Below are 25,874 nucleotides of genomic sequence, written 5' to 3' on the forward strand. Positions count from 1 at the left end.
CATGGTGGAGTGGGGGCCTCTGGCCGGGCTGGACGGGATCGACTGGGCGGGTTCGGAACACGCGTACGGCTCGGCCGAGGACGTGCCCGAACAGCTGCGCGCATTGCGCTCGGCGGACGCGGAGGAGCGGAGGCGGGCGCTGAACGCGCTCTACGGCAACATCTTTCATCAGGGCAGCCGGTACGAGGCGACGGCGCACGCCGTCCCGTTCCTGCTCGCGCTCGTCGCGGATCCGGGCACCCCCGATCGGGCCGACCTGGTGCATCTGCTCGCGGCGTTGGCGATCGGATACGACGAGGCGCATCTCCCCGACGGGGTGGCCATCGCCGCCTGGCGCGCGGCGGTGGGTCGAACACGCGCGGAGGGTGCGGAGGGGGCTCGACGGCGGTTCGACGGCTGGATCGCGGAGGCCGACGGCGAGGCCGAGCGACGCGCCCGGGAGCGGCGGCGGGACACCTTCGACTTCGAGGAGTCGTGCCGGGAGGCCGAGTACGAACTGCGCGCGTACGACGCGGTGCGCGCCGGTGTGCCGACACTGTGCGGTGTGCTGACCGATCCGGATCCGCAGCTGCGGGCGGCGGCGGCCTACGCGGTCGGCTGGTTCCCCGAGGAGGCGTCGCGGATTCTGCCCCGGCTGCGCGACCTGCCGGCGACCGAATCGGTACCGGGCGTCGCGGCGAACGCGATCGTGGCGATCGGCCTGCTCGGCGACGCGGCCCAGATCGCCCCGCTGCGGGCGTACCACCAGGGCACCGACGAACCCCTGGCCCGCTGGGCGGCGGCGATCGCACTGGCCCGCCTCGGCGCGGCCGACCTCGAGGTGATCGCCGAACTCGCCGCCTGCATGGTGGACCCGCCGGCCGACGACGAGGCGGTCCCGCTGGGGTTCTTCGACGGCGACCTGGGGGCCTACGCGTCGAGCAGCCTGGTCGCCCTCGAAGCCGGCGAACTCCCGGTCGACGTACTGGAATCGGTCCTGACAGGGTTGTCCCGCACTTCCGGCCCCTCGGCGTTCGCCATCACGGACGCGGCACTGCGCCTGGCCTTCGGCACGGAGGCACTGGGGGTGCCCGCGCCGGCCTTCGCCGACTTGCCGGCAGCACGGCGCCGGGTCGTGGCGACCCTGGCCGAACTGGATGTGGACACCTGGAAGTGGCTCAACTTCCGCGAGCTGCTGCGGGCGCGCGACCTGCCGGACGACCGGGCGACCTGCCGGAGGTACGCGGGGTTGGCGGCGGACTGAGCCCCCGGCGGGGTGCGGCCTATTCCGTCAGCGCCGCCCGCAGCGCGTCCGGGTCGGTGGCGGCCGTCAGCAGGCGGGCGTGGATGGCGGTGCCGGCCCGGGTGTAGGCGCTCTCGTCGTCGTGCAGGACGCTGATGCCGTTGGCGGCTTCCAGGAACGCGATGATCTCGAAGACGAGTTGGGCCACATCCAGGTCCGGGCGGGCCTCGCCCCGGGTTTTCGCCGCCTCGGCCTCGGCGGTCAGCAGAGCGTGCCAGCCGCTCCAGGCGCCGGCCAGTGCGTCGCGGACCCGGCCCGGGCGGGCGTCGAATTCGGCGGCGGTGTTGAAGAAGAAGCAACCACCGGGGAAGACCCGGTCGCGTGAGTAGGCGATCCAGCGCTCGGTCAGCCGCCGCAGCCGGACCAGGCCGGCGGGACCCTCCATCGCCGGGGTCACCACGTGGTCCACGTAGACCTCGACCGCCGCGCCGATCGCGGCGAGTTGCAGTTCCTCCTTGGAACCGAAGTGGGCGAACACCCCGCTCTTGCTGATCTCCAGGTCGCTCGCGAGCCGGCCGATGGACAGTCCCTCCAGGCCCTCCATCGAGGCGATGTCGGCGGCCCGGTGGACGATCGCCTGCCGGGTGCGATCGCCCTTGCGGACCCGCCCGTCGGTCGCGGACGTGCTCATGACCACTCCTGTCTCCGCCGGCTCGACCGGTCCGGCCCTCGGGTCGGCCCGCCGCCTGCTCGGCCGACCGGCGTCTATTATCCCGCTGTCGTGCCTCCCCTCGGGCCTTGACAGTCTTCGCCGACTTGATAAATAGTACGACCGGTCGTGCAATTATGAAAACGCCGGGGTGCATGCCGCCCGGGCGAATCACTCACCGAGGGGGCATGCGGACATGACCCATGTGAAGGGGCCCGGCGCCATTGCGGGCCCGATCGATCTCGAACTCACCTCGACGGCACCGGGGTTCGCCGACACACGGGGGTCGGCGAACCCCGGTGCGCCCGGCAGGCGGGTCGGGGAGGCGTCCGCGCGGTTGGCCCTGCGGGCGGCGACGCCACTGTCCCCGAGGGCGGCCGGGGCGCTGGCGTACGTGTTGTTTCGGCGTCCGTTCGGGCGCAGTCCGGTGCGGCCGGCGGAGCGTTCGGCGCACCTGTTCGCGGTCACCGACACCTTGGATGTCGGCGGGCGCAAGGTGGTCACCTACCGCTGGGGCGACGGGGCCAAGCCGGTTTTGCTGCTGCACGGATGGCAGTCCCGGGCCTCGCGCTTCGCGCCGTTCGTCGAGGAGCTGCGGGCCCGGGGGCTGACCCCGATCGGCTTCGACGCGCCCGGCAACGGGGATTCGGGCGGGATCGGCCCCACGGTGTTGGACTATGCCGAGATCGCCCGGCAACTCCAGGAGCGCCATGGGGAGTTCCGGGCCATGCTGGCGCATTCCTTCGGTGTGCTCGGAGCGTTCCAGGCGTTGCGTTCGGGGGTGCGGGCGGATCGAGTGGTGGCGATCGGCGGGGTGTGCGACATGGAATACCTGTTGCACCGGTTCAGTGCCCGACTCCGGTTGCACGCACGGGTGGAGGCGCTGGTCCGGGAACGGGCGGACGAGCGGCTGTTGGCTCCGGAGTCGGACATCTGGGAGCGGTTCTCCGCGTCCTACGCCCCCGAGCGGGTACGGGTGCCGATCCTGGTCGTGCACGACGAGGACGACCCGACGGCGACGGTCGATCAGGGGTATCGGCTCGCGGCGGCCTATCCCGACCGGGCCCGGCTGTTCATCACCAGGGGACTCGGCCATCACCGCGTGATGAGCGACCCGGCCGTGGTCGCCGAGGTGCTGGGATTCCTCGACGAGGACCACGGATGCCGGTCCAGGACGCGCGACGGCGTGGTCGTGGCCTAGTCGTCCACGACGTGCAGGTAGCGCAGGCCGACGTAGTTCGCGGTCGGGTGGCCGGCGAGCCGCGGACTGTCGAAGTTGCCGGTGCCCCTGGCCATGTCGCTGCGCGGGTTGGCCAGTTGGATGTATGTGAAGGTGCCGGCGCTCCGGGCGATCCAACCGGTGAAGATCACCACGTGACCGTCGGCGGGGTCGTCCAGCGCGTCGCCGGGGAGCAGGTCGTCGCGGTCGACCCGATCGGTGACCGAACGCCGGTCGAGGGAATCGGTGTTGAAGTCGGTGCTCGGCAGATGCCAGGCCATCGCGACCATGCCGGAACAGTCCGTGCGGTAGTCGTGCGCGCCGTCGGCGTCCGGGGCGACGGCCTGTTGGTCGTACTCGACCCTGCGGTCGAACCAGTCCTTCGCCCGGGCCAGGACCTCCGAACGGGCGATGGCCCCACCGCGCGTGGAGGCGGCCTCGGCCGTCGGCGCGGTGGTCAGGCCGAGGGCGGTCGCGGAGAGGAGGAGGGCGATCGTCACCCGGGCGCGGATCCGGGTGTGACGACCGCCGGCAATAAGGCTCGACTGGTGCATTTCACTAGATTCATCCACGACGCGGCAATCCCGGTGCACCCGCCGGGGCGTGTCGGCCTCCGGACTCAGGCGGGGAAGTCGAAGGTGTAGCCCTGTTGGACCAGCCAGGGAAGCAGCTGCTTGAGCGCGGCCAGGGTCTGTGTGCGGTCGCCGCCCGCGTCGTGCATCAGGATTATTCCGCCGGGCCGCAGCTCCTTCTCGGCGGTGGCCAGGATCTTGTCCGCGCCGGGGCGCTGCCAGTCGCGGGTGTCGTCGGACCAGTCCAGCGGGCGCATGCCGTATCCGGCCGCCATCGCGCGTACCTGCGGTGACCAGTCGCCGCCGGGCGCGCGGAACCAGTCGACCTTCGTGCCCGGTCCGGCCGCCGCGACGATCTGGTCGTGCGCGGTGGTGATCTCGTACTTGATCCGGGACAGCGGGCGCTTCGCGATGCCCTCGTCGTGGGTGACCGAGTGGTCGCACAGCCGGTTGCCGTCGGCGACGACCTCCTTGACCAGCTTCGGATTGGCCTTCGCGTTCGGGCCGAGCATGCAGAACGTCGCCTTCGCCTTGTACTGCTTGAGCAGCGCGAGCACCTGCGGGGTCCACTGCGGGCTCGGCCCGTCGTCGAAGGTCAGCGCGACCGTACGCCCGCCGGTCGCGGTCTTGCGCACCAGCGCGTCCGGCACCAGCGGCGCCGGGATCGACGCCTGCGGATCGGCGGCGGTGGGCGCGTCGGACGGTGGCGGGCCGACCTCCGCGGACCCCTCGCGCCCACCGGGCTTCGCCTTGGCTCCGGAACCTCCCGAATCCGACGAACACGCCGCGGTCCCGGCGGCGAGCACTCCGGCCACGGCGAGAACGGTCAGACGACGCAGGACACGGCGGGTGGGGAGGCTCGTCACCGGTGACTCCAAGCACTGTTCGGAACTACGGACACATGTCCGAACACGTACGCGGCCAACGGGCGGGTTCCCACCCGAAGCCCATTTTGCGGCGACTTGGCCCGCCCTTGGTCGTCGGTGGGGGGTCAGCCGCGGTCGAGGGCGCCGAGCGTGGCGGGCAGGTCGGGGGTCTTGGCGGCGGGGCGGTTGTAGGGGAGTCGGCCGAGTACGGCGGCCATGCCGCAGGTGTTCGTGACGGCGGAGAAGACCAGGCCGGAGCCGATCGCCGCGGACAGCAGGCGGGCCCCCGGCGCACGGCGGCCGGCGAGCAGGCCGAGCACCACGAGGGAGCCGGCCGCGAAGCGGACCTGGCGCTCCATCGGCCACACCGTACGAGCGCCGTCCGGGGCGTCCAAGGCGTGGCCCTCGGCGGCCCAGGCCGAGGTGCCGCCGCTCAGGTGCGCGGCCTCGATGCCGGCGGCGGCCAGTTCGGTGCGGGCCCGCTCGGAGCGGGCACCGGAGGCGCAGACGATCAACAGTTCGGGGTGCGCCGCCCGCTTGAGCACCGGCAACGCCTCGCGCAGCCGGTCCAGCGGAACGTTGTACGCGCCGGGGATGTGGCCCGTGGCGAACTCGCCGGGGGTGCGCACGTCGAGCACGGTGAACTCGGTCAACCGGGCGCGGACCTGCGCGGGAGCGAGGGCGGTCATGGTGATCGGCCTTTCGACGGTCCGCCCGCCGCCGGGCCGGGAGGCCGCGCCGGTGCGCGGCGCGGCACCCCGGACTCGACACCGGGTGGGGTTATGAGGAGGACTACCTTCCGGTAACGGTGGGATCGAGCAGCGTGTTCCGGTTCGGCGGCGTATTTCGGGTCGGAGCGGGACGCCCGACCCGCTCCAGGGGTTCGGTACTCCCGACGCGGTCCGCCGGTGCCGCCCGCTCCAGAAGTTCGGCGACCAGGGGAGCGACCTGGTCCAGTTCGAGCAGGAAGCCGTCGTGGCCGTACGCGGAGCGCACCACGCGCAGGGGGCCCGCGGTCGGGATGGCGTCGGCGAGGGTCCGCTGCTGGCTCGGCGGATACAGGCGGTCGCTGTCGACGGCCGCGACCACCGTCGGCGCGGTGATCCGGGCCAGCGCCGCCGCCACGCCGCCCCGGCCCCGGCCCACGTCGTGGCTGTTCATCGCCTCGGTCAGGGCCACGTAGCTGCCCGCGTCGAAGCGTGCGGTCAGCTTGGCCGCGTGGTGGTCCAGGTAGGACTCGACGGCGTAGCGGCCGTTCGGGCCCTCGCCCGGCTGGCGCTCCCGGCCGAAGCGGGCGGCCAGCTCGGGCTCGCTGCGGTAGGTGATGTGCGCGATGCGGCGGGCCAGGCCGAGCCCCCGCCAGGGCCCGGCCGAGGCCGGCCGGTCGTGGTAGTCGCCGCCGGCCCACCCCGGATCGGCCCGGATCGCGTGCAACTGCGTCGAGCACCACGCGATCTGCTCGGCGCCGGCCGCCGCCGTGGTGGCGATCAGGAACAGCGCGCCGACCCGCTCCGGATGGGTCACCGCCCACTCCACCGCCCGCATCCCGCCCATCGACCCGCCCACCACGGCCGCCCACCGCTCGATGCCCCACACGTCGGCGGCGGCCACCTCCGCGGCCACTTGGTCGCGAATGGTCAACCGGGGAAAACGACTTCCCCAGGCCCGCCCACCCGGACCGGGCGAGGCGGGGCCGGTGCTGCCCCGACAACCGCCGAGCGCGTTCGGCGCGACCACGAACCAGCGGTCGGTGTCCAGCGCCCGACCCGGGCCGATCAGGCCGTCCCACCACCCGGGGGTGGGAAAGCCGGGACCGGCCGGACCGGCGACATGGCTGTCCCCGGTCAGCGCGTGCAGCACCAGCACCGCGTTCGAGCGGTCCGGGGCGAGCCGACCCCACGTCTCGTAGCCGATCCGGACCTCGGGCAGCACCTCCCCGGACTCGGTCCACAGCGGTGCGGGCAGGGTCAGCGAACGAGGCCCCGCCGGGGCGGGTGTGGGGGGTGTGGCATGCGACATGGCGAGCGTTCCGTCCGAAGGTCCCGGCTTTCCCGGCTAGTTCGACTGCGCGGCGGCGCGGAATCCGGCCACCAGGTCGGCGCGCAGGTCGGCCAGTCCCTCGATGCCCACGGAGAGCCGGACCAGGCCGGGGGTCACGCCCGTGGCCAGCCGCTCCGCGTCGGTGAGCTGGGCGTGCGTGGTACTGGCGGGGTGGATCACCAGGCTGCGCACGTCGCCGATGTTGGCCAGGTGACTGAACAGGGACAGCCCGTTCACGAACCGGCGGCCCGCCTCGACCCCGCCCTTCAACTCGAACGCCACGACGGCCCCGGCACCGCGCGGCAGATAGCGCTTGCCGGCGGTGTACCACCGGCTGCTCGGCAGACCCGCGTAGTGCACGGTCTCCACCTCCTCCCGGCTCTGCAACCACGCGGCCAGCGCACTCGCGTTCGCCACGTGCCGCTCGACCCGCAGCGACAACGTCTCCAGGCCCTGGAGGATCAGGAAACTGGTCAGCGGCGCGATCGAGGCGCCCACGTCGCGCAGCAGTTGTACGCGCAACTTCGCCGCGTACGCGCCCGGGCCCAGATCCGGCCAGTAGCGCAGCCCGTTGTAGCTCGCGTCGGGCTCGGCGAAGCCGGGGAATCGTTCGGCGTGCGCGCCGAAGTCGAAGGTGCCGCCGTCCACCACGATCCCGCCGATCGCGGTGCCGTGCCCGCCCAGGAACTTGGTCGCCGAGTGCACGACCACGTCCGCGCCGTGCTCGATCGGCCGCAGCAGATAGGGCGTGGGCACCGTGTTGTCCACCACCAGCGGTACACCCGCGGCGTGCGCGACATCGGCGACCGCCGCCACGTCCAGCACGTTGGCGCGCGGATTGCCCAGCGTCTCGGCGAACAGCAACTTCGTTTGCGGCCGGATCGCGGCGCGCCAGGCGTCGAGGTCGTCCGGGTCGTCGACGAAGGTGACCTCGACGCCGAGCTTCGGCAGTGTCCAGTGGAACAGGTTGTACGTGCCGCCGTAGAGCGACGCGCTGGAGACGATGTGGTCGCCCGCCGCCGCGAGGTTGAGCACCGCCAGCGTGGTCGCCGCCTGCCCGGAGGCCGTCGCGACCGCCGCCACGCCGCCTTCGAGAGCGGCCACGCGCCGCTCCAGCGCGTCGGTGGTGGGGTTGTGGATCCGGGTGTAGATGTGGCCTTCCTCGGACAGGTCGAACAGTCCCGCCGCGTGGTCGGTGTCCCGGAAGACGAACGAGGTGGTCTGGTAGATCGGCACCGCGCGGGCCCCGGTGGTCGGATCGGGCTCGGCGCCGGCGTGGACCTGCCGGGTCTCGAAGGACCACGACGCGGGATCGTCGGGACGTACGGGGCCGTCGGAGCCCACGGGTTCGGCTTCGACGACGGGCGGCGTGTCGGTGGCTTCGAGGGTCATCGGGAAACTCCTTGCGGGGTACGGGTATCGGCGGTGGGCGTGGGCAACGGTGGGTGCGGCTCGACCGATTGCGGGTACGCGGGACCACGCCCCCCGGGGGGGCGGCGAACGGGCGTACCGCACCGAGCGCACGGCACGCGGCGAAGTGGCCGCGAGACGGGCGTGGTTCGGCCACCCGAAGGCCCGGGCCGAACGGCGCCCGGACACGGGGAGAGCGGAACGCGGGAAGCGGGAAAACGTGGGACGCGGCGGAGCCTGCGGGTCAGCGCCCGGGCTCACACACCGCGCGAACCACCGGGACCGAAACGGTCACCGCGGTTCAGCGGGACATACGACAGGCCATGCTGGTCACGCGCACGAGATCCACGTGGCGGCGACTGACGAGCATGGGGCAGGACATGGCGCGAGTGTAGGCGGCCCGAAGCGGTTTGCGCCACGGGGTACCGCCCGACGCCCACCGGCGGCCGGTCCCGGACCCGCGCATCGGCCGCCGACCGGCGCGATGTCCGACCCGTACCCTTACGCGTCGTCGACCGGATGTGACGCAAAGTCCGCTGGACCAACACGCCTTCCTCGTGCTTACATCACGGCCATGTCTCCGCGTCAGGTCGCTTCCGCGCTGCTCGACCCCTTCTGGGTGGGTCGACGAGCCGACCACTTCGACCAGATCTGTCGCTGACCCCTGCGCTCGTGCGGTGCGCTTTCGCGCCGCCGAGCAGGTGTGTGCCCGCCCCCGCGTGACCGATGTCGGTCCGCCGCGCGCCGGCCCGCCCGCCTTCCGCGTCGCCGCCCTCCGAGCCGGCGCGCCATTCGTACCCGATCTCGCCCCACCCGCCACGGGTCCGCCGTGCCGCGTTCGGCCCCGTCCCGGGCCGGCGTCCGGCCCGGCGTGCCCGAGGCTGTACCGAGGACCCCAGTCATGGCAACCAGCGCACCGCCCACCACCCTGCCCGTGATCGACATCTCCCGATTCCGCGACCCCGCCGCGGACCCGGCCGCGTTCCTGGCCGAACTCCGCTACGCCGCACGGGAGATCGGCTTCTTCTATGTGATCGGCCACGGCGTCGACCCGGAGCTGCGCGCCCGCGCCCTGGCGGTCTCGAAGCGTTTCTTCGCCCTGCCCGAGGCGGACCGGCTCGCGGTGGAGAACATCAACTCGCCGCAGTTTCGCGGATACACCCGCACCGGCACCGAGTACACCGAGGGCGGCCCGGACTGGCGCGAACAACTGGACATCGGCCCCGAGCGGGCGGCGCTCGACCTCGGCCCGGACGATCCCGCCTACCTGCGGCTGATCGGCCCCAACCAGTGGCCGGCCGCGCTGCCCGAACTGCGCGAGACCGTACTCGCCTGGCAGGCCGAGGCGTTGCGGGTCAGCCGCGAGGTGCTGCGGGCGCTGGCCGCCGCGCTCGGCCAGGACAGCGGCTACTTCGACGAGTGGTTCGACGAGGAGGCCGCGGTCCACGTCAAGGTGGTGCACTATCCGGGGCGGCCCAGCGCCGACGTCGACCAGGGGGTGGGCGCGCACAAGGACTACGGCTACCTCGCGCTGCTCCAGCAGGACGAGATCGGCGGCCTCCAGGTACAGGCCCGGGACGGCTCCTGGATCGACGCGACGCCGCTGCCGGACGCGTTCGTGTTCAACATCGGCGAGATGTTGGAGATCGCCACGCGCGGCTACCTGCGGGCCACCCGGCACCGGGTGGTCGCCCCGCAACCGGGCGTCGACCGCTACTCGTTGCCGTTCTTCCTCGGCCCGCGCCTGGACGCCGTGGTCGAACCGCTCGACCTGCCCGCCGAGTTGGCCGCCGAGGCCGACGGGGTCACCGAGGATCCGGACAATCCGCTCAAGCCCGCCTACGGGGAGAACGCGCTGATCGGATGGCTGCGGTCGCATCCGCGCGTGGTCGAGCGCTGGTGGTCGGACCTGCTCCCGGACGCCACCGAACCACCCGACCCCCGACCGGCGTTCGAGACCCTCCAGGTGCACGCCGGGGCCCGCCCCGATCCGGCCACCGGCGCCCGCGCCGTGCCGATCTACCTGACCAGCAGCTACGTCTTCCGCGACGCGGCGCACGCGGCCGACACGTTCGCGCTCACCGACCTGGAGACGCACGCGTACACCCGGCTGTCCAACCCCACCACCGCCGTGGTGGAGGAGCGCATAGCCGCCCTGGAAGGCGGCACCGCCGCGGTGGCCGTGGGCAGCGGCCAGGCCGCCACCACCCTCGCGCTGCTCAACCTGGCCCGCGCCGGCGACCACCTCGTCGCGGCCGCGTCCCTGTACGGCGGCACCCGCACCCTGCTCGAACACACCTTCGCCGACCTGGGCATCGAGGTGACCTTCGTCGACGACCCGGACGACCTCGACGCCTGGCGCGCCGCGATCCGACCGGCCACGAAGGCGCTGTTCGGGGAGAGCGTCGGCAACCCGCGCGGCAACGTGCTCGACCTGGCCGCCGTCGCGGAGATCGCGCACACCGCGGGTGTCCCGTTCGTGGTCGACAACACGGTGCCCACGCCCTACCTGCTTCGCCCGATCGAGCACGGCGCCGACATCGTGGTGCACTCCACCACCAAGTTCCTCGGCGGACACGGCACCGCGATCGGCGGGATCGTGGTCGACGGCGGCACCTTCGACTTCGGCGCGCACGCCGACCGCTACCCGGGCCTGGTCGCGCCCGACCCGACCTATCAGGGCCTCTCCTTCTGGGAGAGGTTCGGCCCGGACCGCATCGCCTACGCGCTGCGCCTGCGGGTACGGCTGTTGCGCGACCTCGGCCCGGCGGTGTCGCCGCTGAACAGCTTCCTGCTGCTCCAGGGCATCGAGACGTTGTCGCTGCGCCTGGACCGGCACACCGCCAACGCCGAGCGGGTGGCGGCCTGGCTCGCCGCGCGGCCCGAGGTGCTGCGGGTGGATCACCCGAGCCTGCCCACCAGCCCGTGGCACGCCGCGGCTCGACGCTATCTGCCGCGCGGCGCGGGGGCGGTGCTGTCGGTGGACCTGGCCGGCGGCCTGCCGGCCGGGCGGCGCTTCGTCGAGGGACTGCGGCTGTTCAGCCACCTGGCCAACATCGGCGACGCGCGCAGCCTGGCGATCCACCCCGCGTCCACCACCCACGCACAACTGGACCCCGAGCAGCGGCTGCACGCGGGGGTCACCCCCGGCCTGGTCCGGTTGTCCGTCGGCCTGGAGGGTATCGACGACCTGCTCGCCGACTTGGAAGGCGGGTTGTCGGCCGCGGCGGCCGACACCGACACCTTCGCGGAGGGCACCCGATGACCACCCGTCAGGCCGTGCACCAGAGCCGGATCCGCGGTGCCCGCGGCGAGTTCCACCTGCGCGTGTGGCCCGTCGAGGGCGAACCCGTCGCGGTCGTGCTCTTCCTGCACGGACTCGGCGAACACGCGGGCCTGCACGAGCCGTTGGCGCATCGACTCAACGCCGACGGGATCGAGGTGTGGGCCCCCGACCAGATCGGCCACGGCCTCAGCGACGGCACCCGGGTCCTGGTGGAGAGCCTGGACGCGCTCGCCGACGACGCCGAACTGGTCCTGGCGCGGATCGCGGCGGGCCGTCCCGGCGTACCGCTGATCCTGGCCGGCCACTCGCTCGGCTCGGCCGTCACCCTGCTGCTCGCGGGCGAGCGGGTCGCCGCCGCGTCCGCCCGCGCGCTGGTCCTGGCCGGCGCCGGGACCGGGTTGTCGGCGGGCGAGAGCGGCCTGCGCGCGCTGCTCGCCGAACACGACATCGACCCGATGTCGCTGCGCAAGGACCCGAGCGAGCTGTGCGGCAACGCCGAGTACGCCGAACGGTTGCGCAACGACCCGCTGGTCTGGTCCGGCGGCCTGCGCCCCGAGACGCTGGACGCATTGGAAGCCGGCGGCGAGCGGATCGCCGCACTGATCGCCGGCGGCACGATCACCCGTCCGGTGCTCTTCGTCCACGGCGAGGCCGACGACCTCGCGCCCGCGAGCGCGGTCCGGGCCGCCGCCGAGACGCTGCCCGACGCCCGGGCCAGGATTTTCCCCGGCGACCTGCACAATGTGCTCGCCGAACGCGACAGCGCACAAGTGCACGACGAGATCGCCGAGTTCGTGCTGGCCGCCGCCCGCGGCTGAGCCCCCGGTCCGACTCCGAGGGTCGCACGGCCCTGCCACGCAACCCCGCGCGGCCCATCACGTCACGTCATCCCGCACCACCCCACCCGCAAGGAGATCGATCCACCATGCGCCGCTCCGCGCTTCGCATCGCCGCCGTCCTCGCCCTGGCGGGACCGGTCCTCGCCGCGTGCGGCTCCGGCGGCACCCCGAACCCCGCCGCCAACGGCGCCAACACCCAGGCCCCGGCGCCCGCGGACAGTGCGCTCGACCCGAACGCCACGGCCCGGGTGCGCCTGGTCCTGGAACCCACCAGCCTCAACCTGACCACCACCGCCGGCGTCGCGCTGGAACAGGTCCTGCTCGACAACGTCTACCAGGGCCTGCTCGGGGTCGACACCAACGCCGACAACAAGATCGTGCCCGCCCTGGCCTCCGGCTTCGAGACGTCCCCCGACGGCCTCACCTACACCTTCCACCTCGCCCCCGGCGCCGCCTTCCACGACGGCTCGCCCGTCACCGCCGAGGACGCCGTCTGGTCGCTCCAACAGGTGCTCGCGCCCGGCTCCAAGCAGCCGAACGCCAAGACACTGGCCACGATCGCGGGCGTCGCCGCACCCGACCCGGCCACCGTGGTGATCACCCTCAAGCAGCGCGACACCAACCTCACCTGGGCGCTGACCCAGCGTCAGGGCGTGATCTACAAGAAGGGTACCGATTTCGCCAAGCTGGACACCACGGAGAACGGCACCGGCCCCTTCAAGCTGGACGGCTGGCAACGCGGCTCGGCGATCACCCTCGTGCGCAACGACGCGTACAAGGGCGCCAAGGCGAAGGTGGCCAAGGTCGTGCTCAGCTACATCCCCGACCGCAACGCCGCGAACAACGCGCAGGCCACCGGCCAGACCGACATCGAGACCGCGGCCGAGGCCACGCTGCTCCAACCCTTCACCGGCAATGAGAAGTTCACCGTGCTGCGCGGCACCACCACCGACAAGTACACGCTGGCGATCAACAACGCCAAGGCGCCGCTGAACAACCCGGCCGTGCGGCACGCCATCCGGCGCGCGATCGACAAGGACGCGCTGATCAAGTCCCTCGGCGGGGCGGGAGTTCGGCTCGGCGGCCCGATACCCACCTCCGACCCCGGCTACCAGGACCTGACCTCGATCGACCCGCACGACGCGGCGGCGGCGAAGAAGGCACTCGCCGACGCCGGGGTCACCGATCTCAAGCTCACCCTGAAGATCCCCAACATCTACCCGGCCGCCATCGGTGACGTCCTGGTCTCCAACCTCAAGGACGCCGGCATCGAACTCACGGTCAAGCAGCAGGAGTTCACCGCCTGGCTGAGCGAGGTCTACACCGCGAGGGACTACGACCTGAGCCTGGTCAACCATGCCGAGCCGCACGACGTCGGCAACTTCGCCACCCCCGGCTACTACTTCGGCTACGACAACGCGCAGGTGCGCGACTGGTACGCGCAGGCCGTGGCCGCGCCCGACGAGCGCACCCGCACCGACCTGCTCGCCCGGGTCGGCCGCCAGGTCGCCGAGGACGCCGGCGCCGACTGGCTGTACCAGGCCCAGACGCTGACCGTGGTGCGCAAGGGCGTCAGCGGCGCACCCCAGCACCACACCAGCAGCCGACTCAACCTCGCCACGATCGGGATCGGCAAGTGACCTCGCTTCGGGGGCCGTCACACGAGCGATCGTCGCGGCACGAGCCGGCTCGGGGGCCGGCATGACCGTGTTCGTGGTGCGCCGGCTCGGACTGCTCGCGCTGTCCCTGCTCGGCGCGAGCGTCCTGACCTTCGCCCTGCTGCGACTGCTCCCCGGTGATGCCGCCGCCTCGGTCGGCGGCATCACCGCCGACAAGGCGCAACTGCGGGCCATTCGGCACGACTTGGGCCTGGATCGACCGCTGATCGTGCAGTACTGGACCTGGCTGACCGAGGTGCCCACCGGCGACCTCGGTCACTCGCAGCTCAACGGTTCCTCGGTGACCGGCGAACTCGGCGAGAAACTACGGGTCACCGGCCCCCTCGTGCTCGGCGCGCTGGTCCTGGCGCTCGCCTTCGCGGTGCCGCTGGGGATGCTCGCGGCGGTGCGCCGCGAGCGGCGCGACGGTACCGCGATCAGCGTGGCGAGCCAGCTCGGGATCGCGCTGCCCACGTTGTGGGTGGGCCTGTTGCTGATCCTGCTGTTCGCCGTGCAGACCCCGCTGCTGCCCGCCCAGGGCTTCCCCGTGGACGGCTGGGCGGATCCCGGCGAGGCGAGCCGCAGTCTGGTGTTGCCGACGCTGACCCTGGCCCTGTCCGAGGGTGCGGTGCTGCTGCGCTTCGTCCGCTCCGCGACGCTCGACGTGCTGCACCGGGACTACCTGCGTACCGCGCGCGCCGCCGGACGCACCCGCACCAGCGCGCTGCTTCGGCACGGGCTGCGCAACGCGGCCGGGCCGGTGTTGTCCATGCTCGGCGTACAGGTCGCCGCCCTCCTGGTCGGCGCGATCGTGGTGGAGAAGGTGTTCACCCTCCCCGGCGTCGGCTCGATGCTGGTCGCCGACGTGGGCAACCGGGATCTGGTCAAGGTGCAGGGCGAGGTGATGCTCCTGGTGGCGATCGTGCTGCTCGTCGGCTTCCTGGTGGACATCGCCCAGCGGCTGATCGACCCGCGCCTGGCGGACGTTCGGTTCCGGGAGGTGTCCGGATGAGGGCGGGCATCGCCGTCGGCGCAACGTTGCGCGCGCTGCTGCGCGACCGCAACGGCCTGATCGGCGGCACGCTGATCGCGATCCTGGTCGGCGCGGTGCTGCTGTCGCTGGTGTGGACCCCGTACGACCCGACCGCCGTGGACCCGAACTCGCCCTGGCTGCTTCCGTTTTCGCACGGGCACGTGCTCGGGACCGACATGCTCGGGCGGGACCAGTTCAGCTTGATCCTGGCCGGCTCCCGGGAGACGCTGGTGATCGCGCTCGTCTCGGCGGCGATCGCCGCCGCGCTCGGTGTGCCACTGGCGTTGGCGGCGGCGCTCGGGCCGCGCCGGTTCGCGGCCGGGGTGGTGCAACTGGTCGACGTGGCCATCGCGTTCCCGGCGCTGCTCACCGCGATGATCCTGGCCGCCGTGTTCGGCGGATCGGTGTGGACCGCCGCGAGCGCGATCGGCGTCGCGTTTGGGGTACACCTGGCCAGGATCGCGCGGGCCGAGATCGAGCGGGTGGCCGGCACCGACTACGTCCTGGCCGCCGCCGCGAGCGGATCGAGCACGTGGCGTACCATCCGGCGGCACATCCTGCCGAACATCGCGCCGACCCTGCTCGTCCAGCTCTCGCTGGTGATGGCGGTGGCCTCGCTGACCGAGGCCGCGCTGTCCTACCTCGGCTACGGCAGCCCCGCGCCCGCGGTGTCCTGGGGCCGGATCCTGCACGACCAGCAGCCCTACATCTCGGCCCGGCCGCTGCTCGTGGTCTGGCCCGGACTCGCCGTCGCGCTGACCGTGTTGGGCTTCAACCTGCTCGGCGACGCGCTGCGGGACGCGACCGATCCGCGCCTGCGGCACGGGGGATCGGGGCCGGTCGCCAAGGACGAGGGCGAGCACGCGATGCGGGCGATGCGTACGCCCGCCGCAGTCGACGGCGCGCTCCTGGAGATCACCGACCTCACGATCCGGATCGCCGGCCGCACCGTCGTGGACGGCGTCGACCTGACCCTCGCGCCCGGGGAACGGCTCGGCCTGATCGGCGAGTCCGGCTCCGGCAAGTCGCTCACCGCACTGGCCGTGCTCGGCCTGCTGCCCGAGGGCGCCGAGGTCACCGGCAGCATCCGGCTCGACGGCGCCGAACTGCTCGGCCGCTCCGAGCGCGAACTCGCCCGCATCCGAGGCGATCGGGTCGCCATGGTCTTCCAGGAACCGCTCACCGCGCTCGACCCGACCATGCGCATCGGCCGGCAGATCGCCGAACCGCTGCGCCTGCACCGGGGCATGACCCGCCGGCGGGCCGACGAGGCGGCGATCGAGCTGGTCGCGCGGGTGGGCCTGCCGGATCCGGCCGATCTGGTCCGGGCCCGGCCGCACCAGCTCTCCGGCGGGCAGCGCCAGCGGGTGGGCATCGCGATCGCCCTGGCCTGCCGTCCGGCGCTGCTGATCGCGGACGAGCCGACCACCGCGCTGGACGTGACCGTGCAGCGGGACATCCTCGCGCTGCTCGACGAGCAGGCCCGGGAGCAGGGCACCGCGCTGCTGTTCATCACGCACGACCTCGCGGTGGTGTCCTCGGTGAGCGATCGCATCGCGGTGCTGCGCGGCGGGCGCGTGGTCGAGCAGGGGCCGCTGGAGACGATCCTGCACGACCCGCGCGCGCCCTACACGCGCGCACTCCTGGCCGCCGCGCGGGCGACGGCGTTCGTCCCGATCGAGGCGCCGACCGAGATCCCCACCGACTCCGTGGAGGCCGCGTCGTGACCGCGCCCGCCGTACTGCTGCGCGCCGAGGGGCTGACCCGGACCTATCGGCTGCCGCGTCGTTCGTTGTGGGCCCCACCCGGGCGGCGGTACGCGCTGCGCGGGGTGGATCTGGCACTGGCCGAGGGCGGCGCGCTCGGCGTGGTCGGCGAGTCCGGCGCGGGCAAATCCACCCTGATCCGGCTGCTGCTCGGCTTGGACCGGGCCGACGGCGGCACGGTCCGCTACCGCGACCGCGAGGTCCGTCCCGGGCCCGCGCGCACCCTGGCCTGGTTCCGGCGCGAGGTGCAGATCGTGCTCCAGGACCCGATGAGCTCGCTCGACCCCCGCGCGCGCGTGCGCGACATCGTGGCCGAACCGCTCGAATGCCTGGGCGTCGCCGGCGACCACGACGCGCGGGTGGACGAGGTGCTGGCCGCCGTCGGCCTCGACCCCGACACCCGCCACCGCTACCCGCACGAGTTCTCCGGTGGCCAACGGCAGCGGGTCGCCATCGCCCGAGCCCTGGCCCCCGACCCGCGCGTGCTGGTCGCCGACGAGCCGGTCAGCGCGCTCGACGTGTCCGTCCGGGCGCAGATCCTCGACCTGCTCGGCGACCTCAGGACCCGGCTCGGCCTGTCCCTCGTGCTGGTCTCGCACGACCTCGGCGTGGTGCAACACCTGTGCGACGAGGTCCTGGTCCTGAAGGCGGGCGAAGCCGTCGAGGCCGGCCCGACGGCGCGGGTCCTGGGCAGCCCGAGCCATGCGTACACCCGCGACCTGCTTGCGGCGATCCCCACACTGCCCGCGCCGAGGGAGTCGGCCGTGTAGCGCGCCCGGCGGGTGGGTAGCAGCGCTGATCCCGGGTCGGCACGGCCCGGGTGCGCCCACCCCGGAGGGACCATGTCGATCGAGCCCGCCGCCGACGAAGTCGAACTGCGGGTCAACGGGGACCCGCGCCGGATCCGCGTCGACCCGCGCGTCACCCTGCTGGACGCGCTGCGCGACGAGTTCGGGCTGACCGGCCCGAAGAAGGGCTGCGACCTGGGGCAGTGCGGCAGTTGTACCGTGCTGCTCGACGGGCGCCGGATCACCTCGTGCCTGACCTTCGCGGTGATGCACGACGGCCGCGAGGTGACCACGATCGAGGGCCTGGGCGGGGATCCCGAAGGGGAGTTGCACCCCGTACAGCGGGCGTTCGTCGACCACGACGCGTTCCAGTGCGGCTTCTGCACCCCCGGGCAGATCATGGCCGCGGTGGCGCTGGTCGCCGAGGGCCACGCCGGGGACGACGACGAGATCCGCGAATGGATGAGCGGCAACCTGTGCCGGTGCGCCGCGTACCCGAACATCGTCACGGCGATCGCCGCCGCGGCCGGGCGGTGACCGCCGTGCGTCCCTTCACCTACACCCGTCCGGACGAACCCGCGCACGCCTGGGCCGAACTGGGCCCGGACGCGATGTACATCGCCGGCGGCACCAACCTCGTCGACCTGATGAAGTGCGGCGTGGCCGACCCCGCCCGGCTGGTCGACATCGGCGGGCTGCCGCTCGGCGGGATCGCGCCGGACGGCGACACGCTCCGGATCGGCGCCCTCGTCCGCAACAGCGACCTGGCCGCGCACCCGGTGGTGGCCGAGCGCCTGCCCGTGCTCGCCCAGGCCCTGCTCGCCGGCGCCTCGCCGCAACTGCGCAACCTCGCCACCCTCGGCGGCAACCTGATGCAGCGCACCCGGTGCGGCTACTTCCGCGACCCGTCGATGCCGTGCAACAAGCGGCTGCCGGAGAGCGGCTGCGCGGCGCTGGACGGCGACCACCGCGGCCATGCGGTGCTCGGGACGAGCGAGCGGTGCATCGCCACCCACCCGTCCGACCTCGCGGTGGCGCTGCTCGCGCTGGGCGCCCGGGTGCGGATCGACGGACCCGGTGGTCCGCGCGTGGAGCCGATCGACACCTTCCACCTGCCGCCGGGGGACACCCCCGAGCGGGAGACCACACTCGCGCACGGCGAGTTGATCACCGGGGTCGAGGTGCCGCTGACGGCACTGGGTGCCCATTCGTACTACCTCAAGGTGCGCGAGCGGGCCTCGTTCGCGTTCGCGATGTGCTCGGTGGCGGTCGCCCTGGACGTCCGCGAGGGCACCGTGCACGATGCCCGGATCGTGCTCGGCGGCGTGGCGACCACGCCGTGGCGGGCGGGGGCGGCCGAGACCGCGCTGATCGGCGCGCCGCCGAGCACCGCCGCGTTCGCCCGCGCGGGGGAGGCGGCCACCGAGGGCGCCCGGCCGCTGCGGGACAACGCGTACAAGGTCGAACTCATCCGCCGCGTCGTCGCCCGGGCGCTGACCACGCTGACCGCCGTGGAAGGGGACCGCGGATGAGCCCGGAGCAGCCGTGGATCGGCCGACCCCAGACGCGGGTCGACGGTCCGGTCAAGGTCACCGGTACCGCGATGTACACCGGCGACGTGGCCCTGCCCGATCTCGCCCATGCCGTGCTCCTGCAGAGCACCATCGCCAAGGGCAGCATCCTCGACATGGACGTCGCCGCCGCCGAGCGCGCGCCGGGTGTGCTGGCCGTGTGCGCCTCCGACGGCTCGCTGGGCATCCGCCCGGTGGCGTCCTACTACTCGGCGGACAACGGGCCGATGGGCGACGGCCGGACACCGCTGTCCGACGCGGTGATCCACCACCACGGGCAGCATGTCGCGATGGTGATCGCGGAGTCCCGGGAGCAGGCATGGGCCGGCGCCGAGCTGATCCGGGTGCGCTATCGCGAACAGGCCCCGCTGGCGCGGATCGAGGACGCCATCCCGCAGACCCCGCCGGGCCGCGAGGACGTGGTCCGGGGCGACCTGACCACGGGCCTGGCGGTGGCCGACGCGACGATCGAGGCGTACTACGAGACACCGCCGCAGCACATGAACGCGATGGAGCCGTGCACCACCACCGCGCGTTGGACGGGCAATCGGCTCACCGTCCACGACTCGACGCAGTACGTCTTCGGGGTACGCGCGGCGCTGGCCGAGGCATTCGGGCTGCGGCCCGAGGACGTGCGGGTGTTGTCCGGGTTCGTCGGCGGTGGCTTCGGCAGCAAGGGCACGGTGTGGCCGCACGTATTGCTGGCCGCGGCGGCGGCGCGACTGGTCGGCCGACCGGTGCGCCTCGCGCTCACCCGGCCGCAGATGTTCACCTCCTGCGGCGTGCGCCCGCCCACCCGGCAGCGGGTGGTGCTCGGCGCGCGGCGCGACGGCCGGTTGACCGCGATCGCCCACGACGGCACCACGGCGACGTCCTTCGGGGAGAACGTGGTGGAGAACACCGGCGCGACGACCGCGATGTTGTACGCCTGCCCGAACGTGACGATCCGTCAGCGCATCGCGCGGCTCGACATGCAGCCGCCGACCTTCCAGCGGGCGCCGGGCCGGGCCCCGGGATCGTTCGCGCTGGAGTCGGCCCTGGACGAGCTGGCCCACGAACTGGGCGTCGACCCGGTGGAGTTGCGGCTGCGCAACCACGCCGACACCGATCCCTCGTCGGGGCGGCCGTGGTCGAGCAAACACCTGCGCGAGTGTTACCGCCTGGGCGCCGAGCGGTTCGGCTGGGATCCGAACGACCGCACGCCGGGCACCCGTCGCGACGGCGACGTGCTGATCGGCAGCGGGATGGCGAGCGCGACGCACGAGATGGACCCGGGACCGGCCGCGGCCTACGCCGAACTGCGTGTCGACGGCACCGCCGTGGTGGGCGTCGCCTCGCACGAGATCGGCACCGGGACGTACACCGTCTTCGCGCAGATCGCCGCCGACGTGCTGGGTGTCGGGCCGGAGCGTATCTTCGTCCGGCTCGGCGATACCGAACTGCCCGAGGCGCCGCCCTCGATCGGCTCGCAGACCGTGGCCTACGTCGGCCCGGCGATCCGGCGGGCCTGCGAGGCGGTGCGCGACGACCTGCTGGCCGGCGCCCTGGACGATCCGGAATCGCCGCTGTACCGGCGGGAGATCGGCACGATCGATTTCGGCCCCGACACGTTCGTGGGCGAGCTGACCCGGATCGGCTCGCCGTCGATCTCGGCCATCGGCCATGCCCACCCGGACGCGGGATCGCCTTACGCCGTGCACTCGTTCGGCGCTCACTTCGCCGAGGTCGCGGTGGACGTGGCGACCGGGACGGTGCGGGTGCGGCGAATGGTCGGCGCGTTCGACATCGGTCGGGTGATCAATCCGCGCACGGCGCGCAGCCAGCTCATCGGCGGGATGACCTTTGGTCTGGCCCAGGCGTTGATGGAGGCGACCACGATCGACCCGCGCCGGGGGCACGCGGTCGAACCGCATCTGGCGGGTTACCACCTGCCGGCGAACGCCGACGTCGGCGCGCTCGACGTGCTGTTCACGGACATCCCGGACCCGCACATCGGCGACGTCGGCGCGCGGGGCGCGGGCGAGATCGGCGTGGTCGGCGCGGCGGCGGCGATCGCCAACGCGGTCTTCCACGCGACGGGGGTGCGGGTGCGCACGTTGCCGATCACGCCGGACCGGGTGGTGATGGCCCGATCAGGGCTGGGGTGGGGGGACTTCGGCGAGTGACCGGGGTTTTCCGTCGTTGTCGGGCGGGCGGCGCGCGGACGCGGTCTCGGGGCCGGGGCGTTCGGCTGCGGGTCGTTCGGCGTCGGCGCGTTCGGCTTCGGCGTCCGGCCGTTCGGCTGCCGGGAGGGTGAACACGATACGGGTACCGGCCGTGTACTCGGGGTCCAACCCGATCGTGCCGCCGTGGAATTCGACGATCTTCTTGCACATCGCCAGCCCCATGCCGTTGCCCGGATAGGCCTCGCGGGTGTGCAGGCGCTGGAAGATCACGAAGATCCGGTCGGCCTGGGTGGGATCGATGCCGATGCCGTCGTCGGTCACCGAGATCCGCCACATCCCGTCCACCGCCTCGGCCTCGACCGAGACCCGGACCGGCCGGTCCGGCTTGCGGAACTTCACCGCGTTGGCGATCAGGTTCTGCACGACCAGGGAGAGCTGGGAGCGGTCGCCGCGCACGGTGGGCAGCGGATCGTGCCGGACCTCGGCGCCCGCGTCCCGGATGGCCAGATCCAGATCGCCGACCACCGTCTCGTACACGGCGTTCAGGTCCACCGCCGCGTCGGTCGCCGGACCTCGACCCACCCGGGAGAAGGCGAGCAGGTCGTCGATCAGGGCCTGCATCCGCACCGCGCCGTCCACCGCGAAGTCCAGATAGCGGTCGGCCCGCTCGTCGAGTTGCCCGTGGTACCGCTTGTCCAGGAGCCGGCAAAAGCTCGCGATCTTGCGCAGCGGCTCCTGGAGGTCGTGCGAGGCGACGTAGGCGAACTGCTCCAGGTCGGAGTTGGAGCGGCGCAGTTCGGTGGCCTGCTCGTCCAGGCGGTGCCGCGCGTCGTGGGAAAACGCCAACTCGTCGGCGAGGCGGCGGCGCATCGCCTCCATCGCGTCGGCCAACGCGCGCAGGTCGGCGGGGCCGGTGGGGGTGATCTCATGCCGAAAGTCGCCCCCGGCCACCGCGTTGGCGTCCGCCACCAGTCGGCCCATCGGCCCGGTCACGCCGTGCCGCAACCCCGCGAACACCATGATCGCACCGCCCACGACCACCAGGGCTATCCCGCTGAACACCCAGGTGCGCAGGTCGCGGACGTCCTGGAGGTCGGCCCTGGCGCTGTCGCGTTGCCGCTGGAGGCGGTTCGACTGCTCGCGGGTGGCGGTGCGCAGCGCCGGATAGGCGGACGTGTCGGCGACGGCCGCGCGCACCTCCGCCGGCGGCTCGCTCCCGGGCGGGACGGCCAACACGGGCCGGACCACCCGCTCCTGCCACGCCTGCGCCCGCTCCTGCACCACCCGCAGTTCGTTGCTCGCGGTCGGGTCGTCGCGCAACAACTCGCGCAGTACGGCCGCCTGTTCCTGCTCGGTGGCGCGGCCCGTCGCGTAGCCGTCCAAAAGCGAGGCGTCGCCGGTCCATACGTAGCCGCGCACCGCGGCGTCCTGGTCGGCGTACGCCGTCTCCAGGCGCACCGCTGCGATCAGCGCCGGCGAACTGTAGTCCACCAGCCGTCCGTTCACCGAGGTGGAGTGGGTGAACACCCACGCGCCCAGCGCGGCCAGCAGGGCCGATACGACCAGCGTCGTGGAGACCCCGACAAGCAGCCAACGCCTGGTGTCCCAGGTGTGCCGCCGCGTTCCGGTCCCCGGTGCCCCCGACCCGGCGCCGACCCCCTCGTGTCGCTCCACCACACCGTCCCCATCGTGCCCATCGCGCCGAGCCCGCCGGCGGCGGGCCGGACATCGTGCGAGGACCGATACCTGCCCGAAACGGCGACCTTTGCACCTGCCGAGCGGCGGCGGATCAGGCGCCGGTGGAGGACCCCGGCCGGGCGATCATCAAGACGGTCACGGTGGCCCAGAGCAGGTTGAACACACCCGTGAGCATGCCCAGGCGCACCGTGGCGCGGTGGAAGGGGGACAACGGATCGGGGGCCACGGCCGAGGCGGTGCCGGCCCCGCCGTCCGCCGTCCCGATGTCGGCCAGCAGCGCGCTCTGTCGGGGCAGCACCGCCAACCCGAGAACCGCGGCGGCGATCGCGGTCAACGCCATCGACACGATCAGCCACGCGTCGCCCACCACGTCCATCTGCAGGGCGACCCCCAACCCGAAGACCGGTACCACCACGCCGACGACCGCATAGACCCGACAGGTCCGATGCAGCGCGCGCACCACCGCCGCGGCCTGCTTGTCCTCCGGGTGGGCCCGCGCCTTCCGGGCGGCGGGCGGGAACATACTCGCGGCAACGGTCACCGGTCCGACCGCCAAAATCGCGGCAAGCACATGTACGGCAAGCAAAAACTTGGTCACCAGCCGAGGCTAAAACTCGCCCATGATCGGCACGAGTGGCAACAGTGCCACCCACCAACGGATTATCGCCAGGGGCTGCCGCGCCGCAGGCGGGGGTGCGGCCTCAGCCCGTCGCGCCCCACCTGCGCTGCTCGTCCTCGACGATCCGCCGTACCGTCGTCTCGTCCGACACGTCGACCGCGTCCGGACTGGCCTCCGCCAGGTCGCTGCGCCGCGCGTACGCGTCGAACAGCGCGGACTTCTCGGCCAGGATGTCGAGCATGCGCTGATCGACACTGTCCGGGGACAACAGGCGATGCACCTGGACCGCCCGGACCTGGCCCATCCGATTGACCCGCGCCTCGGCCTGCTGCTCCGTCGTGGGCTTGACCTGCGGTTCGCAGATCACCACGACCGAGGCCGCCTGCAGGTTCAGCCCGACTCCGCCGGCCTGGATCTGTGCGAGCAGCACCGCGTGGCCGGACACCGCGGAGAACTCGTCGACCATCTTCTGCCGGTGTGCCGCGGCCACCGCGCCGGTGATCGGCCCGAAGCAGCGTGGACCGTCGAGAACGGCGCCCACCGTGGCCAGCACGTCCCGGAAGAAGGAGAACACCACCACCTTCAGGTCGATCTCGGCGGCTTCCGCGACCAGTTCGCGCAGCCGCTCCAGCTTGGCCGAGTCGTCGGCGCAGACGTACGCGGCCCGGCGCATCCGCATGAAGTTCCCGGCGGCCACCGCGTCGCGGTAGGCGTTTCGATCGGCGGCGCTGAACTCCTCCCACTCCTCGACGCGCAACAGTTCGGGGAGTTCGGTGAGTACGTCCTCCTGGTTGCGCCGCAGGTACGCGGGCGCCACGGCCATGCGGAACGCGCGGGATCCCGCGAGCGCGTCCCGCCCGTGGATCCCGGGGACCAGGTCGGGTTGCAACCGCTGGACGAGGGAACGGAATTCGGCGACCCGGTTCTCCATCGGGGTGCCGGTCAGGAACAGGACGTGCCCGGCGTGCTCGGTCCAGCCGGCCAGCGCCCGGGAGCGTCCGGTGTCGGGATTCTTCACATAGTGCGCCTCGTCCACCACGAGCATCCCCACGGCCGCTTCGGCGATGGGCGCGGGGAGCGTCTTGAGTCCGTCGAAGGTGGTGATCGCGACACCGCCGGACTCCTGCCAGTGACCGAACGCCTCCACCCGGGTCCGGCCGTGCACGACTATGGGACGGAGCCGGCTGTGCTTGCGCACCTCGCGTTCCCAGTTGATCAGCACGCTGCTCGGGCACACCACCAGGAAACGGTGGTGACCGCCGGCTGCGAGGTGGGCGAGTGCCGCGATCGCCTGGACGGTCTTGCCGAGCCCCATCTCGTCACCGAGGATCGACCGACGCTGCCTGAGCGCGAACCGAGCCCCGAAGGACTGGTATCCGCGCAGTGAGGCGAGCAGAAGGGACTCGTCCAGCGGTTGGGCGTTGACCCGTTCGGCGATCTCCGCGGGGATGAATCCCTCGGCCGCGTCCCGGTCCGGTACCCGGCCGGCGATCGTGTCGAGCAGGGCGTAGTAGTCCGCCGGGCGCTGCTCGAAGTCGCACCACGCCTCGAAGTCCGAACCGGGGACGCGCAACAGGTCGGTCGAGGCCTGGGCGAACAGCAGCGGCAGTTCGCGCTCGGCCGCGTCCGAGACCAGCGTGTGCAGTTCGGCGAGGGCCGCGGCGACCCGTTCCCGCTTGTCGGTTCGGGCGAACCACATTCGCAGCCGACTGCGGCCCGGGCCGGCGGCGGCGCGCGGGGCGACCAGGCGCCCGGTGAGGTCTTCGGCGATCGCCGCCGTCCTGCGGGCCTCCGGGCCGGCCGCGACCAGGGTGTACAGCGCCCGGACCAGCGCGGTGGTCTGCTCCGTGGGCCGGTCCGGGTCGATGCGGACCGTGACGGTGTCCTCGACCGCGCGGGCGATGCGCCGTGCGGCGCCGACGGCCTGGGCGGCGGTCTGCTCGCCGACGCCCGGCACCTGGCGCAGTCGGTACGGTGGCGCGTCGTACACGGCGCCGACCGTCGCAAATCCGGCCGCCTCCAGGGCGCCGAGGCGCAGTCGGCCGTCGGTGGCCTCGCGGAGCTGGTCGATCGGGATGCGGGCCAGCGCGGCGGCCACCAACTCGGCGCGAAGCGGGGACAACGCCGAGCGCACCGCGTCGAGCGCCCCGGCCTGGTCGGCGGTGACGGTTCGGGCGGCGGTGTACAACGCCTCCGCCGCGGCCAGCACTTCCCGCGCGCGTCTGCCGCCGGCCGGTGCGCCGGCTGCCGGTTCGGCCGATCCCATCGAGTGCTCCGCCCCATCGTGCTCGCCGCGACGGGGCATCCTCCCATGCCGCGCTCGAAATCCGGGGTTCGCGGACGTGGGGGCGGCCGGCGGGTGACAGTGGAGGGGCCGGGGTGCTCCGGGTGCTTCGTGTGCTCCGGGCGCTCT

20 protein-coding genes and 1 pseudogene are annotated in these 25,874 nt (G+C 72.9%); 12 read left to right on the plus strand and 9 right to left on the minus strand.

Annotated elements, in window-relative coordinates; all coding sequences use genetic code 11:
- The first annotated feature begins 1 nt into the window (after position 1).
- Complete coding sequence (locus tag ACH4XV_RS02805; RefSeq protein ID WP_395786479.1) at positions 2-1,243, plus strand: hypothetical protein; 1,242 nt, start codon at positions 2-4, stop codon at positions 1,241-1,243.
- 19 nt (positions 1,244-1,262) lie between these two features.
- Here ACH4XV_RS02805 and ACH4XV_RS02810 read toward each other — a convergent pair whose 3' ends face one another.
- Positions 1,263-1,913 carry a TetR/AcrR family transcriptional regulator gene (locus tag ACH4XV_RS02810; RefSeq protein ID WP_395786480.1) on the minus strand — a complete coding sequence of 217 codons (651 nt, stop codon included), beginning with the start codon at positions 1,911-1,913 and terminating at the stop codon, positions 1,263-1,265.
- Between the two features lie 214 nt (positions 1,914-2,127).
- On the opposite strand from ACH4XV_RS02810, the gene ACH4XV_RS02815 reads away from it, so the two are divergent.
- The gene (locus ACH4XV_RS02815; protein WP_395786481.1) at positions 2,128-3,132 is read left to right on the plus strand and encodes an alpha/beta hydrolase; all 1,005 of its coding nucleotides are present in this window, start codon (positions 2,128-2,130) and stop codon (positions 3,130-3,132) included.
- On the opposite strand, the gene ACH4XV_RS02820 is transcribed toward ACH4XV_RS02815, so the two are convergent.
- The 5 genes from ACH4XV_RS02820 to ACH4XV_RS02840 form a co-directional block, all read right to left on the minus strand.
- Positions 3,129-3,704, minus strand: a complete 576-nt coding sequence (locus tag ACH4XV_RS02820) for a hypothetical protein (protein ID WP_395786482.1) — start codon at positions 3,702-3,704, stop codon at positions 3,129-3,131. The two genes, ACH4XV_RS02815 and ACH4XV_RS02820, sit on opposite strands and share 4 nt — an antisense overlap.
- Before the next feature lie 65 nt (positions 3,705-3,769).
- Positions 3,770-4,588 carry a polysaccharide deacetylase family protein gene (locus ACH4XV_RS02825; RefSeq protein ID WP_395786483.1) on the minus strand — a complete coding sequence of 273 codons (819 nt, stop codon included), beginning with the start codon at positions 4,586-4,588 and terminating at the stop codon, positions 3,770-3,772.
- A gap of 125 nt (positions 4,589-4,713) precedes the next feature.
- Positions 4,714-5,277 carry a rhodanese-like domain-containing protein gene (locus ACH4XV_RS02830; protein WP_395786484.1) on the minus strand — a complete coding sequence of 188 codons (564 nt, stop codon included), beginning with the start codon at positions 5,275-5,277 and terminating at the stop codon, positions 4,714-4,716.
- A 103-nt stretch (positions 5,278-5,380) separates the two neighbouring features.
- Entirely contained in the window at positions 5,381-6,607 is a 1,227-nt protein-coding gene (locus ACH4XV_RS02835; RefSeq protein WP_395786485.1) for a homoserine O-acetyltransferase, read from the minus strand.
- 36 nt (positions 6,608-6,643) lie between these two features.
- Positions 6,644-8,020: a bifunctional o-acetylhomoserine/o-acetylserine sulfhydrylase gene (locus tag ACH4XV_RS02840; protein ID WP_395786486.1), complete on the minus strand. Its 1,377-nt coding sequence runs from the start codon at positions 8,018-8,020 to the stop codon at positions 6,644-6,646.
- Between the two features lie 919 nt (positions 8,021-8,939).
- Between ACH4XV_RS02840 and ACH4XV_RS02845 the strand changes: the two are divergent.
- The 10 genes and pseudogenes from ACH4XV_RS02845 to ACH4XV_RS02890 form a co-directional block, all read left to right on the plus strand.
- Positions 8,940-9,767, plus strand: a pseudogene (locus ACH4XV_RS02845) (isopenicillin N synthase family dioxygenase); the annotation flags it as partial.
- 180 nt (positions 9,768-9,947) lie between these two features.
- Complete coding sequence (locus ACH4XV_RS02850; protein ID WP_395787044.1) at positions 9,948-11,303, plus strand: O-acetylhomoserine aminocarboxypropyltransferase/cysteine synthase family protein; 1,356 nt, start codon at positions 9,948-9,950, stop codon at positions 11,301-11,303.
- Positions 11,300-12,142: an alpha/beta fold hydrolase gene (locus ACH4XV_RS02855; RefSeq protein ID WP_395786487.1), complete on the plus strand. Its 843-nt coding sequence runs from the start codon at positions 11,300-11,302 to the stop codon at positions 12,140-12,142. The genes ACH4XV_RS02850 and ACH4XV_RS02855 overlap by 4 nt, the downstream gene beginning before the upstream one ends.
- Before the next feature lie 107 nt (positions 12,143-12,249).
- The gene (locus ACH4XV_RS02860; protein WP_395786488.1) at positions 12,250-13,803 is read left to right on the plus strand and encodes an ABC transporter substrate-binding protein; all 1,554 of its coding nucleotides are present in this window, start codon (positions 12,250-12,252) and stop codon (positions 13,801-13,803) included.
- 61 nt (positions 13,804-13,864) lie between these two features.
- Positions 13,865-14,833, plus strand: a complete 969-nt coding sequence (locus ACH4XV_RS02865; RefSeq protein ID WP_395786489.1) for an ABC transporter permease — start codon at positions 13,865-13,867, stop codon at positions 14,831-14,833.
- Complete coding sequence (locus ACH4XV_RS02870; RefSeq protein ID WP_395786490.1) at positions 14,830-16,581, plus strand: dipeptide/oligopeptide/nickel ABC transporter permease/ATP-binding protein; 1,752 nt, start codon at positions 14,830-14,832, stop codon at positions 16,579-16,581. The genes ACH4XV_RS02865 and ACH4XV_RS02870 overlap by 4 nt, the downstream gene beginning before the upstream one ends.
- A complete protein-coding gene (locus tag ACH4XV_RS02875; protein WP_395786491.1) occupies positions 16,578-17,390 on the plus strand; it encodes an ABC transporter ATP-binding protein in 813 nt (270 codons plus the stop codon). Before ACH4XV_RS02870 ends, ACH4XV_RS02875 begins: the two co-directional genes overlap by 4 nt.
- A 72-nt stretch (positions 17,391-17,462) precedes the next feature.
- Positions 17,463-17,945, plus strand: coding sequence for a (2Fe-2S)-binding protein (locus tag ACH4XV_RS02880; protein WP_395786492.1), 483 nt, complete (start codon positions 17,463-17,465; stop codon positions 17,943-17,945).
- 5 nt (positions 17,946-17,950) lie between these two features.
- Complete coding sequence (locus tag ACH4XV_RS02885) at positions 17,951-18,940, plus strand: FAD binding domain-containing protein (protein ID WP_395786493.1); 990 nt, start codon at positions 17,951-17,953, stop codon at positions 18,938-18,940.
- Positions 18,937-21,144, plus strand: coding sequence for a xanthine dehydrogenase family protein molybdopterin-binding subunit (locus tag ACH4XV_RS02890; protein WP_395786494.1), 2,208 nt, complete (start codon positions 18,937-18,939; stop codon positions 21,142-21,144). The genes ACH4XV_RS02885 and ACH4XV_RS02890 overlap by 4 nt, the downstream gene beginning before the upstream one ends.
- On the opposite strand, the gene ACH4XV_RS02895 is transcribed toward ACH4XV_RS02890, so the two are convergent.
- The 3 genes from ACH4XV_RS02895 to ACH4XV_RS02905 form a co-directional block, all read right to left on the minus strand.
- Entirely contained in the window at positions 21,112-22,818 is a 1,707-nt protein-coding gene (locus tag ACH4XV_RS02895; RefSeq protein WP_395786495.1) for an ATP-binding protein, read from the minus strand. The two genes, ACH4XV_RS02890 and ACH4XV_RS02895, sit on opposite strands and share 33 nt — an antisense overlap.
- A gap of 115 nt (positions 22,819-22,933) precedes the next feature.
- Positions 22,934-23,440 carry a DUF2269 family protein gene (locus ACH4XV_RS02900; protein ID WP_395786496.1) on the minus strand — a complete coding sequence of 169 codons (507 nt, stop codon included), beginning with the start codon at positions 23,438-23,440 and terminating at the stop codon, positions 22,934-22,936.
- Positions 23,441-23,543: 103 nt separating this feature from the next.
- Entirely contained in the window at positions 23,544-25,727 is a 2,184-nt protein-coding gene (locus ACH4XV_RS02905) for a DEAD/DEAH box helicase (RefSeq protein ID WP_395786497.1), read from the minus strand.
- Positions 25,728-25,874 lie beyond the last annotated feature (147 nt).

Source organism: Embleya sp. NPDC020630 (assembly GCF_044334985.1).
Taxonomy (GTDB): Bacteria; Actinomycetota; Actinomycetes; order Streptomycetales; family Streptomycetaceae; genus Embleya.

What these genes read in the sequence shown, in the direction of transcription:
- ACH4XV_RS02890 (WP_395786494.1), top strand. Translation starts at nt 18,937, where the DNA reads ATGAGCCCGGAGCAGCCGTGGATCGGCCGACCCCAGACGCGGGTCGAC.
- ACH4XV_RS02865 (WP_395786489.1), top strand. Translation starts at nt 13,865, where the DNA reads ATGACCGTGTTCGTGGTGCGCCGGCTCGGACTGCTCGCGCTGTCCCTG.
- ACH4XV_RS02870 (WP_395786490.1), top strand. Translation starts at nt 14,830, where the DNA reads ATGAGGGCGGGCATCGCCGTCGGCGCAACGTTGCGCGCGCTGCTGCGC.
- ACH4XV_RS02905 (WP_395786497.1), bottom strand. Translation starts at nt 25,727, where the DNA reads ATGGGATCGGCCGAACCGGCAGCCGGCGCACCGGCCGGCGGCAGACGC.
- ACH4XV_RS02820 (WP_395786482.1), bottom strand. Translation starts at nt 3,704, where the DNA reads ATGCACCAGTCGAGCCTTATTGCCGGCGGTCGTCACACCCGGATCCGC.
- ACH4XV_RS02805 (WP_395786479.1), top strand. Translation starts at nt 2, where the DNA reads ATGGTGGAGTGGGGGCCTCTGGCCGGGCTGGACGGGATCGACTGGGCG.
- ACH4XV_RS02855 (WP_395786487.1), top strand. Translation starts at nt 11,300, where the DNA reads ATGACCACCCGTCAGGCCGTGCACCAGAGCCGGATCCGCGGTGCCCGC.
- ACH4XV_RS02840 (WP_395786486.1), bottom strand. Translation starts at nt 8,020, where the DNA reads ATGACCCTCGAAGCCACCGACACGCCGCCCGTCGTCGAAGCCGAACCC.
- ACH4XV_RS02880 (WP_395786492.1), top strand. Translation starts at nt 17,463, where the DNA reads ATGTCGATCGAGCCCGCCGCCGACGAAGTCGAACTGCGGGTCAACGGG.
- ACH4XV_RS02830 (WP_395786484.1), bottom strand. Translation starts at nt 5,277, where the DNA reads ATGACCGCCCTCGCTCCCGCGCAGGTCCGCGCCCGGTTGACCGAGTTC.
- ACH4XV_RS02815 (WP_395786481.1), top strand. Translation starts at nt 2,128, where the DNA reads ATGACCCATGTGAAGGGGCCCGGCGCCATTGCGGGCCCGATCGATCTC.
- ACH4XV_RS02860 (WP_395786488.1), top strand. Translation starts at nt 12,250, where the DNA reads ATGCGCCGCTCCGCGCTTCGCATCGCCGCCGTCCTCGCCCTGGCGGGA.
- ACH4XV_RS02810 (WP_395786480.1), bottom strand. Translation starts at nt 1,913, where the DNA reads ATGAGCACGTCCGCGACCGACGGGCGGGTCCGCAAGGGCGATCGCACC.
- ACH4XV_RS02835 (WP_395786485.1), bottom strand. Translation starts at nt 6,607, where the DNA reads ATGTCGCATGCCACACCCCCCACACCCGCCCCGGCGGGGCCTCGTTCG.